The sequence below is a fragment of the Oleidesulfovibrio alaskensis DSM 16109 genome, assembly GCF_000482745.1.
GTDB lineage: Bacteria > Desulfobacterota > Desulfovibrionia > Desulfovibrionales > Desulfovibrionaceae > Oleidesulfovibrio > Oleidesulfovibrio alaskensis.
The window spans coordinates 536,728-546,839 of the sequence record NZ_AXWQ01000004.1 but is presented as its reverse complement, the minus strand read 5'-3'; the positions used below and the strand labels follow the sequence as shown (position 1 = coordinate 546,839).

General features: G+C 55.3%; 8 protein-coding genes. 3 read left to right on the top strand and 5 right to left on the bottom strand.

Annotated features, from left to right (window positions below; genetic code table 11):
- Nucleotides 1–922 precede the first annotated feature (922 nt).
- Both H586_RS17920 and H586_RS0102855 read right to left on the bottom strand, forming a co-directional pair.
- On the bottom strand, nt 923–2,581 hold the full coding sequence (locus H586_RS17920; RefSeq protein ID WP_051363830.1) for a methyl-accepting chemotaxis protein: 1,659 nt from the start codon (nt 2,579–2,581) through the stop codon (nt 923–925).
- A 68-nt stretch (nt 2,582–2,649) separates the two neighbouring features.
- Nucleotides 2,650–3,423 carry a substrate-binding periplasmic protein gene (locus tag H586_RS0102855; RefSeq protein ID WP_027181313.1) on the bottom strand — a complete coding sequence of 258 codons (774 nt, stop codon included), beginning with the start codon at nt 3,421–3,423 and terminating at the stop codon, nt 2,650–2,652.
- A 683-nt stretch (nt 3,424–4,106) separates the two neighbouring features.
- Here H586_RS0102855 and H586_RS0102850 point away from each other — a divergent pair.
- From H586_RS0102850 to H586_RS0102835, 3 genes are all read left to right on the top strand, one after another.
- The gene (locus H586_RS0102850; RefSeq protein WP_011368426.1) at nt 4,107–4,496 is read left to right on the top strand and encodes a RidA family protein; all 390 of its coding nucleotides are present in this window, start codon (nt 4,107–4,109) and stop codon (nt 4,494–4,496) included.
- Nucleotides 4,497–4,516: 20 nt separating this feature from the next.
- Nucleotides 4,517–5,518 (top strand): D-cysteate sulfo-lyase, encoded by a 1,002-nt coding sequence (gene cuyA, locus H586_RS0102845; protein WP_027181312.1) that lies wholly within the window; start codon nt 4,517–4,519, stop codon nt 5,516–5,518.
- 126 nt (nt 5,519–5,644) lie between these two features.
- The gene (locus H586_RS0102835) at nt 5,645–7,066 is read left to right on the top strand and encodes a Na+/H+ antiporter NhaC family protein (protein ID WP_011368424.1); all 1,422 of its coding nucleotides are present in this window, start codon (nt 5,645–5,647) and stop codon (nt 7,064–7,066) included.
- Between the two features lie 234 nt (nt 7,067–7,300).
- Here the strand turns inward: H586_RS0102835 and H586_RS0102830 are convergent, their stop codons facing one another.
- The 3 genes from H586_RS0102830 to ahbD form a co-directional block, all read right to left on the bottom strand.
- A complete protein-coding gene (locus H586_RS0102830; protein WP_155891337.1) occupies nt 7,301–8,038 on the bottom strand; it encodes a GntR family transcriptional regulator in 738 nt (245 codons plus the stop codon).
- 280 nt (nt 8,039–8,318) lie between these two features.
- A complete protein-coding gene (gene ahbA / locus H586_RS0102825) occupies nt 8,319–8,813 on the bottom strand; it encodes a siroheme decarboxylase subunit alpha (RefSeq protein ID WP_051363829.1) in 495 nt (164 codons plus the stop codon).
- A gap of 64 nt (nt 8,814–8,877) precedes the next feature.
- Entirely contained in the window at nt 8,878–10,044 is a 1,167-nt protein-coding gene (gene ahbD / locus H586_RS0102820; protein WP_011368421.1) for a heme b synthase, read from the bottom strand.
- Between the last annotated feature and the right edge of the window lie 68 nt (nt 10,045–10,112).

Sequence of the window (10,112 nt, the reverse complement as noted above, 5' to 3'; positions counted from 1 at the left end):
CCGCGCATTGCGGGTGCAGGGAGATCATCTCCCTGCCCGCCGGAGGCAGACACTGAACAACCCTAAATACACCTCCGGCGGGCAAGGGGAATGATTCCCCTTGCATCGCCCGTTGCGCCCGTCCTGCACCGGTCAGCCCGACTGCTTCGGGCGTACGGCTGCGGCATATGTTGGGCGTTCGGGCACCTTGCATGTAACGAGGTTTTCTGGACTGCTCATCGGGTGATTGACGGGATTCGGCAAGGCATGACGTAATTCGGCAGAGTAAACACCATCCGCCGCGCCGGAACCATTTCTCTGCCGCCTGCCAACACCGCGCATCGTGGGTGCAGGGAGATTATCTCCCTGCCCGCCGGAGGCAGTTACTGAGCAACCATAAATACGCCTCCGGCGGGCAAGGGGAATGATTCCCCTTGCATCCCCCGTTGCGCCCGTCCTGCATCGGTCAGCCCGACTGCTTCGGGCGCACGGCTGCGGCATACGTTGGGCCTTAGGGTGCCTCTTCCGTGCAACGCTGCTTTATGGACCAGCTCATCGGGCGATTGACGGGATTCGGCAAGTCATGACGTAATTCGGGAGAGCAAACACCATCCGCCGCGCCGGAGCCTTTTATCTGCCACCGGCCGACCCCGCGCATCGTGGGTGCAGGGAGATCATCTCCCTGCCCGCCGGAGGCAGATACTGAATAACCATAATTACGCCTCCGGCGGGCAAGGGGAATGATTCCCCTTGCATCCCCCGTGGCGTTTCGCTTTAAGCAGGGGGCAACTTCAGCAACTCCATTGGCGTAGCTTCTGAGTTGCGGAGTGGGCAGGGCATTTCTGCCGACTAAGAAGAACAAGGGTGAAAGAAGGGGACCGGGTTTCAGTACTCCTGCGTGGTATCGGGATATTTGGACGCAGGGTATTCGGAACCGTATGGGTCAGTTATCTTCTCCGTCGTGTTCCAGTTTTTCTATCAACTCGGCAAGATTGTTTGCATAGGTCGACAACTCATTGATGGCATCATTGGCCAGTGCCATATCGTCTGCAATTTCTGCTGCCAAGTCATTGATGTGGACCATGGCTTGGTTAATTTCCTCACTGCTCGCGGATTGTTCTTCGCTTGCAGTGGCGATGCTGCGCACCTGATCTGATGTCATTTCTATGGTGCGGACTATCTGCTCCAGAGACCGCCCGGCTTCTTCTGCCAGGGTTGTACTTGTGCGTACCACTTCAGAAGTCTGCTCCATGCCGGATATGTTTACCTGGCTGCTGCTTTGTATATCACGGACAACGGTTTCAACTTCTTTGGTTGCCTGCATGGTTTTTTCTGCCAGCTTGCGGACTTCATCCGCCACCACGGCAAAACCTCTGCCGGCGTCACCAGCCCGTGCGGCTTCGATAGCTGCATTGAGCGCCAGCAGGTTAGTCTGGTCGGCAATATCGTTAATTACGCCCATGATACGCCCGATGCCTTCGGCATGGCTGCCAAGAACATTCAGGCTGTTTTTCAGGTTTTCCGTCTGCTGTACCACGTCTTTAATGGTCGTTACCAGTTCCACAACTTTTGAGGAACCGAGCCCCGCAGTTGAACGTGATTCTTCAGCGCTGAGTGCGGCTTCCGATGCACTTCTGGCCACTTCCAGAACCGTTGCGTTCATTTCTTCCATGGCGGTGGCCGTAGATGTGGCCCGTTCTCGCTGCTGGTCGCTGCGTGACGTCACAGCATCCACTTTTTCAGAAAGGTCAGACGATGCTTCTCTTATGCGGCCGCCGATGCCTTTCAGAACACCTGCAGCTTCCAGCAGACCTTCGCGACGCGCTCTTACAGCTTTTTCTTTGGATTCTTCAGCAGCGGCGAATGCCTGTTTTGCTTCCGCTGCAGCTTTTGCTGCTTCTTTCTCTTTTATCTGTATTTCAGATATATTGCGCTTCAGGTTCTCTACCATGGTTTCAACTGCTGTACGCAGCCGCTTGAGTTCGCCGAGAAAGCGTGCGGCACTGAAACCCACATCATAGTTACCGTTACTGATGCTCACAACGTATTCTTCGATGGATTTAAGGGGCTTTATGATAACTGACCGCATGGCCATGAAGAGTGCGAAAATAAGCAGAGCATCTATAGTGATGGTGGTTAACGCTATTTTTTGCAGGGTGGCGCGGAGGTCAGCGCGCATGTTTGCTTTGCTGACAGCTACACCGGCGACGCCTATGACAGATTCTTTGTGCAATACTTCGCTTGTTGCTGTGATATAGTCAGAACCTTCAGGCAGCTGGTCTGCTTCGGCTTCTTCAGTTCCTGCTTTGGTGCGGCCGTAAAAGATTTTTTCCTGATCAGGTTCCCAGATGACCACCGTGTGGACGTTCTCTGCCTGCATTTCGGAAGCCACCACATCGCTTGCCAGATCTTCATCCAGTTCCCACATGGGGGACGCCATGTTGACCGCAAGGCGTGCCGCTGCACGGTTACTTTCATTAGTCAGCAGGGCGAGCTGCTTGGTCTGCTCCAGATAGTAGCTCTGAGCACCGAAAGCCGTAAGGATAGTTGTTACAACGGCTACAAGTATCAGGATGAGTATAGTCTGTATGCTTTTTGTCACAATGCCCTCCGAGCTGTTTCGGGGCCGGAGCAGGAAGCCTCCGTGCGAAGGCTTCCTGCTTTGTTCAGTTATTTATATCCGGCAACAATAGCTTCGATTTCGCCTGATGCCTTCATCTTCTTTATGGTTTCATTGAATTTGGCGACAAAGTCGTCGCGGAACGGGAACGAGCCTGCCGTGGCAAAGCCCACGTGACCGTATTCCTGTTCGACCACAGCGCCTTCCAGGATACCGGCGTGCTGTCCCTCAACATACTTGCCTGCCTGTTTCAGACTCTGAATGGTCTGCAGTACGGCAAGGCGGTCGTTGAGGTAGCAGTCAATACGTTTGTTGGCTACTTTTATAACGTTTTTGTCATTATCACCGGCCTCTTCCAGTGTGATTATGCCTTGTTCGGCTTCTTTTCGCCCGAGTGAAAAGCCTTCGTTTGTCCCCACGGTCAACCCTTTGTAGTCTGCAGGCCAGTCAGGGCGGGGAGAGGCCAGCACGTCATCGCGGCAGAATACGACAACTGCTTCTTCCAGAATGGGTTCGGAATGGATGACCCACGGGCGCAGGTCCGGACGGTAATAAGGCGGGAAAAAAGCAAATCCTTTACCGGTTTCCACCAGCTTGACTGCACGTTTCCACGGCACAAGCTCTATGGTCACATTGTAGTCGGGCATCTGTGCAAAAGCTTTTTTCAGAATATCAACATAGATGCCTCTGGCTTCTTTTCCTTTCTGGTAGCTGTAGGGCGGGTAGGCGTCGTCACCGTATACGGTGACATTTTGCGCAGCATGCAGAGGGAACGCTGCAACCAGCATGAGAAACAGGAATGCGGACAGGATTGTTTTTTTCATCGATACCTCCGGTAGATTGACGTGATGACCCCGCTGCCGGAAGCATGAGCCGGCGGTTTGAGTCTGTAAGTATTGTTCTGCATCAGCGCTTTTTTTCTATTATTATCCGCGTGGCGGAGGATGATAATTTTCTAGCCCGACCGGCTTGTTAGCTTGTCCGCCGGCGGACGGCACCGGTTGCAAGTCCGGCCGGATGTCTGTGCGAAGTCTGGCTGGAAGTCCGGCCCAAAATTCGGCCGCAGAATCCGGAAAACAGTAGCAAAGGCGAGGTTCGGAACGTGATGGATCATTTTTCCCAGCTTATCCACATTGTTCTGCCGTCGTGGACTGTTTTCTTGGTCACGGCGGCAGTGTTTTGCCGGAACGCTGAACCCGATAGAAGGCTTGTTTATGTGAAATAATGAGCAAGGGCGGCGCAATATTTTTCCTCTTCGTAATGCTCTTTTTTTATTGTTTTTTTTAACGTATTGATGATGTTTTTTTATCATGATGAATAAAAATTATTGTCGAATGTCGACATTTTGTTTGACTAATATGTGAGGATAACCGTAGTGTGCAGGCGTGCGGCGGGAATACCGCTTGTACACGAGATGGTTTTCAGGCTCAGTCGTATGAATCAAAATTGTCGACATTCGACATTATGACATGCGATGTGAAATTTTTACCAAGCAAAGGAGGCCGTTGTGTCTGCAAAAAAAGCCATTGCCACAACCAAGGCACCGGGAGCCGTAGGCCCGTATTCTCAGGCTATACTTTCCGGCGACCTGCTTTTTCTTTCCGGTCAGCTGCCCATCAATCCGCAGACCGGCACCATGCCCGAAGGCGATATCCGCGATCGGGTCCATCAGATTTTCGCCAACATCAAAGCCGTGGCAGAAAGTGCAGGGGCATCGCTGGATGACGTGGTCAAAGTAACCGTGTTTCTGGCCGATATCAGTGACTTTGCCGCTGTCAACGAAGTGTACGCGCAATATTTTTCAACACCGTATCCGGCCCGCAGCGCCGTGCAGGTGGCTGCACTGCCTCTGAAGGCCGATGTGGAAATAGAAGCAATCATCAGGATTGCCGAATAGTAACAGGATGAGGTGATATCATGAATCTGGCAAAATTCCCCCGCCGCGGCTATGTGCAGCAGGCAACTCCCATCGAAAAACTGGATAACTTTTCCGCCGCGCTGGGCGGTAAGGTGCAGATTTATATCAAACGTGACGACCTGCTTCCCGGTTGTGCCGGCGGCAACAAGACCCGCAAGCTTGATTTCTGCATTGCAGACGCGCTTGAACAGGGTGCTGATACTATCATCACCTGCGGGGCTGTACAGTCCAACCACTGCCGTCTTACTCTTGCCTGGGCGGTTAAAGAAGGCATGGACTGCCATCTGGTGCTTGAAGAGCGCGTAAAGGGCAGCTACAAGCCGCAGGGATCGGGCAACAACCTGCTTTTCCACCTTATGGGTGTCAAAAGCATTACTGTGGTTCCCGGCGGTTCCGACATGATGGAGGCAATGACCAAAGTTGCCGGAACTCTGAAAGAACAGGGCAGGAACCCCTACATTATCCCCGGCGGCGCATCCAACACCATAGGTGCCACAGGGTATGTTGCTTGCGCTCAGGAAATGATGCAGCAGCTTTTTGAACAGGGCATCAACATCGACCACATGGTGGTTCCCAGTGGCAGCGCAGGCACACATGCAGGTATTGTTGTGGGCATGGCCGCCACCAATTCCGGCATTCCGGTAAGCGGCGTCAACGTGAGCCGCACCAAACCTGTTCAGGAAGAGCTGGTGCATAAGCTGGCCTGTGCCACTGCAGAACGTGTCGGCGTAAGCGGCGGCATTGCCCGTGAAGAAGTGGTATGCTTTGACGGTTACGTGGGCGAAGGATACTCTCTGCCCACAGATTCCATGGTCGAGGCTGTCAAACTGCTTGCTTCCACCGAAGGCATTCTGCTCGACCCCGTATATTCCGGTAAAGCCATGGCCGGCCTTATCGACCTTGTGCGCAAAGGTCATTTCCCCGAAGGTTCGAACGTGCTTTTCCTGCATACCGGCGGCTCGCCCGCGCTGTATGCGTACACCGATACCTTTATGGAATAAGACTCAGAGCCGCATCCGCTTTGCGCGGGTGCGGCTTTTTTGCAAGGGAAGAGGGGTTTTCCCGCATTGCAGCACCGCGGGGTACAGCACCGCGACATACAACAGATACATGAAAAGGGAAGCAGGATGGAACAGCATAACATGGATACACGCCTGGAACTGTATGGCGGCATATGGGGCGGCCTTGTGCCCCTTATCGTTCTGGTCGGCGGACTGGTATGGCTTTCTGTGGAGGAGATGGGCGGCACGAAGCCTTTCTGGGCCTGTGGCTGGCTGGCCATTGTGGCCGGATTGTTTTTTGCCAAAAACAAGCACGAGTACTGCCGTGCGGCCATGCGCGGCATTGGTGATAAAACGGGTATCGTCATTGTTACGGCGTGGTTGTTTGCCGGTGTTTTCGGCAAACTGATGGTAGGCGGCGGGCTGGTGAACGGTCTGCTGTGGCTGGGTATGACCACGGGTGCGCAGGGAGCTGTGTTTACACTGATGGTGTTTGTTGCCGCGGCGCTTTTTGCTCTTGGCACCGGCACCAGCACCGGCACATGCATCGCGCTGACACCGGTACTTTTTCCTGCGGGCTGCTTCCTCGGCGCTGACCCTGCCCTGCTGGCCACTGCCATACTTTCGGGCGCCGCCTTCGGCGACAACCTTGCCCCCATTTCAGATACTACAATTGTTTCGGCGTACACGCAGGGCGCCACCATGCGTGATGTTGTGCGCAGCCGTTTTCCGCTGGCCATGGCGGCAGCCACCATTGCAAGCGCCATATTCCTGCTGTTCGGCGGCGGCGGTACGGTAAAGCCCCTGCCTGAACTTCAGGCTCAGATGGATCCTTCCGGCGCGCTGATGCTGCTTGCCCTGGCCACTGTTGTCATTTCCGCTCTCATGGGCAGACACATCATTGAATCGCTTATTTACGGCAACATAGCAGCCGCCGTGGTGGGGGTTTTCAACGGCAACCTGCTCATCGGTGATATTTTCAGCATTCCTGCCAAGCGCGGCATAAGCACCGGACTCATTCAGGACGGTATAAGCGGTGTGGTGGGAGCCATCATTTTTGCCCTGCTGATTCTTGCCGTTACCCAGATACTGGTGGAAAGCGGCATCATGAAGCGCATTCTGAGCTTTGCCGAAAAATTCATCATCAATACCGTGCGGCAGGCAGAGCTTTCCATTATCGGGGTAACGGTGCTGGCATCCATTCCCATTTCCGCCAACGCTCCTGCAGAATTGCTGGTGGGGCCCAGTCTGGTGCGTCCCATAGGCGAAAAATTCAATCTGGCGCCGGCCCGTCGTGCAAACCTGATGGACTGCGCCGTGTGCACCATATTCTTCATTCTTCCCTGGCACATTGTCGTGGCGGCCTGGTATGCGGCTGTGGTTTCCGCCGCGGAATCTTTCGGCCTTGCCGCGCCGTCCATTTCCGCCGCGCTGTACAACCCGTATTCATGGGCATTGTTCGGCGTGCTGCTCTTTTCGGCCATCACCGGCTGGAACCGCAGATACGCCGAGCCCGACAGTGCACAGACTGAAACGGCAACGGCCTGATGTCACCGGATTATGTATAACGAAAGGGAGCTGCGGCTCCCTTTTTTTGTGGTCTTCGGCAGAGCACGCAGAGCTGTTGCGGTCTTCGGACGGGCAGCAGGATGCGGTGCCTTCGGGGGGTTCCGGGGCAGGCCGTGCGGGGATGTGCGGTATTGGCTGCCGTGCGGCGGCAGCCGCAGGAGCAAAAAAAGAGACCGCCCCGCAGGACCGGAGCGGATGACGTGGCTGCGGCGCTCAGCCGTCGAACACGTCGACTCCGTAGTTCGACATGCGTTCTCCGGACTCTGTGTAGTGATGGCGGATGGCTGTTTCTGTAAGGGCGGGGTCGCCGCTTGCCACAGCGTCAAACACCGCTTTGTGGCGCAGATAGACTTCCTGTGCTGAAAACAGTTTGATCCAGTGCCTGTACAGCAGAAATTTGGATATGCCCTGACAGGACCGGCGGCAAAGCTCGACCAGCAGCGGATTGTCCACGCGTGAGAAAAGGGTTTCGTGAAAGATGTTGTCCAGTCCCGTCATGCTGTCCAGCGGCGCACCTGTGTCGGCCACTTCTTTCATGCGGTTTACCGTGCGGTGCATCAGGTCGATATCCTGTGCGGTATACAGCGGCAGGGCGGCGGCCACGGCAGCCGCTTCCAGCACTCCGCCGGTAAAATAGCTGTCGCGTATTTCTTTGGCGGTGAGGGCGGTAATGCGTTTGCCTTTCTGCGGTTCATACACAATCAGCCCTTCCCGCGCGAGAATCTGGAGTGCTTCGCGTACGGGAGCCCTGCTTATGGCAAGCTTCTGCGCAATGAGAGCTTCCTTGACCGGATCGCCGGGAGAAAGTTCACCTTTGAGAATGCGGTCCTTGATGTATTCTACAACCTGTTCGCTGTATGTCTGTTTGACAATGCCGCTCAATGCGATTGTTCCTTTCAGTAGGCTGAAGATAAAAGGTGCCCGCGCATTGCCGGAGCTTCCGGCGTGCATGGCGCTGTCGCCTGCATGTTGCGGATAACTGTACAGAAAAACAGAGCGCAGAGTATAGTCCGGCTTTGTCATAAGAGCAACTGTATATGACGGTATCTTGCCGGATACACTGTTTTTGCATTGTGCTGCGGCAGGGTGGCCCCGCCGCAAAGAAGCGGGCCACGCCCGGCGCCGCAGACGGAAACAGGGTGCCGACCCAAAAGGTTGGCACCCTGCATGACGGCGTATGGGCGGCTTGTCCTGCGCGGGGAACATGCCGCAGCGCAACGGTACGACGTTGTCAGTCCGCAGCGGGGTCTTCATCCATCTTGAAATCAACCCTTATTTTATACAGCTCTTCTGCGGGCAGATTCAGAATGGGAATGCCGGTTTTCTGCGTTATGCTGTCCAGAGTGCTGCACACTTCTTCCCAGCTGGGGCCGATAAAGGTGAACCAGACATTGTACGCATGGGCGCGCAGGTAGTTGTGGGTGACACCCACATGGCTGTTCACTTCGGCCACAAATTCGTCGAACTTGTCTTCAGGTACTTTGGCGGCGCACAGTGTAGAGCGGAAACCGAGCTTCCATGAATTGAAGTTGGCTCCCAGCCGTCTGATTATTCTGCGTTCCTTCAGGGCGCGCACGCGGGCGAGGGCTTCTGCTTCAGTCAGGCCCACTGCATCGCCGATAACGGCATACGGCCGTGGTTCCAGCGGAAAACCGGTCTGGATGATATCCAGAATTTTTTTATCGAACTGATCCAGCTCCTGATCCTGCACGGCGGGTCCAGTCATGCTAGCTCCTGTGAATCGTTAAGAGTGAAGCCGCGTCCGGCTGCTGTATGCACAGCCATGAAGTTTATTTACGGTCTGCGGCGGGCTTTTTGCGCGGCTGGTAGGTGCACAGAGGCTCTTCTGCCATATGGCTGCCGCTCATGGTGAAGCCACGGGCGCGGCAGCCGCCGCATACATTGTGGTATTCACAGTGCCCGCATTTGCCGTCATATTCTTCCGGCGTGCGGAACTGCCTGAAGTATTCCGATTTGCGCCATATTTCAGGAAAACGCGTATCGCGCACATTGCCGCAGTCCAGTTCCAGATAACCGCATGGCTGTACCTGTCCGGTATGCGATATAAAGCAGAAGCCGATACCGCCCAGACACCCTCTGGTCATGGCATCCATGCCGAAGTTGTCAGGCGTCACCGGTAGGCCTTCTTCCTTGGCCCGCTGGCGCATGATGCGGTAATAGTGCGGTGCGCAGGTAGCCTTGAGATGCATGGAGGTCGTCTTGCGGAAATCGTAGAACCAGTTGAGTACTTCTTCGTATTCTTCGGCGGTGATGACCTGTGCGCCCAGCTGTGCTGCGCGGCCGGTGGGTACCAGCAGAAATATATGCCATGCTGCGGCGCCCAGATTTTCACACAGTTTGAAGATGTCTTTGAAGTACGGAAGATTGTCACGCGTAACCGTGGTGTTTATCTGAAACTCCACTCCGGCCTGCTTCAAAAATTCAATGCCGCGCATGGACTGTTCGAATGCGCCGGGTACGCCGCGGAACTCGTCATGCAGTTCTGCAGACGGACCGTCTATGGAAATGGAACAGCGCTGCACTCCGGCTTCGCGTATCTGCACGGCGTTCTGCCCGGTTATCAGCGTTCCGTTGGGCGACAGCACACAACGCAGACCAAGTCCCGTGGCGTAGCGGATCAGCTCGTACAGGTCGGCGCGCATCATGGGGTCGCCACCGGTGAAGATAATTATGGGGTTGCCCACTTCAGGAAAAGTGTCGATGAGCGCTTTGGCTTCCTGTGTGCTCAGTTCGCCGGGATATGGTTCGGTATGGGCTTCGGCGCGGCAGTGCTTGCAGGCAAGGTTGCAGGAACGGGTGACCTCCCAGGCGATGAGGCGGCATGCGGGGCTGCCGTCTTCAAGGGTGCGGGGCATGTTCATTGCGCCGGAATGTGCGCCCATGCCTTTTTTTTCTGCCGGGTGGCCGTTGCCGTGCGGGTGGTTTGCGTTGTGCATGTGTGTGTCCTTGTACCTGTACGGCATGTGCAGGGCTGCACAGGTCGGCTGAAAAATTCCGGCGCGTA

What these genes read in the sequence shown, in the direction of transcription:
- H586_RS0102855 (WP_027181313.1), bottom strand. Translation starts at nt 3,423, where the DNA reads ATGAAAAAAACAATCCTGTCCGCATTCCTGTTTCTCATGCTGGTTGCA.
- cuyA (WP_027181312.1), top strand. Translation starts at nt 4,517, where the DNA reads ATGAATCTGGCAAAATTCCCCCGCCGCGGCTATGTGCAGCAGGCAACT.
- H586_RS0102835 (WP_011368424.1), top strand. Translation starts at nt 5,645, where the DNA reads ATGGAACAGCATAACATGGATACACGCCTGGAACTGTATGGCGGCATA.
- H586_RS0102830 (WP_155891337.1), bottom strand. Translation starts at nt 8,038, where the DNA reads ATGCACGCCGGAAGCTCCGGCAATGCGCGGGCACCTTTTATCTTCAGC.
- ahbA (WP_051363829.1), bottom strand. Translation starts at nt 8,813, where the DNA reads ATGACTGGACCCGCCGTGCAGGATCAGGAGCTGGATCAGTTCGATAAA.
- ahbD (WP_011368421.1), bottom strand. Translation starts at nt 10,044, where the DNA reads ATGCACAACGCAAACCACCCGCACGGCAACGGCCACCCGGCAGAAAAA.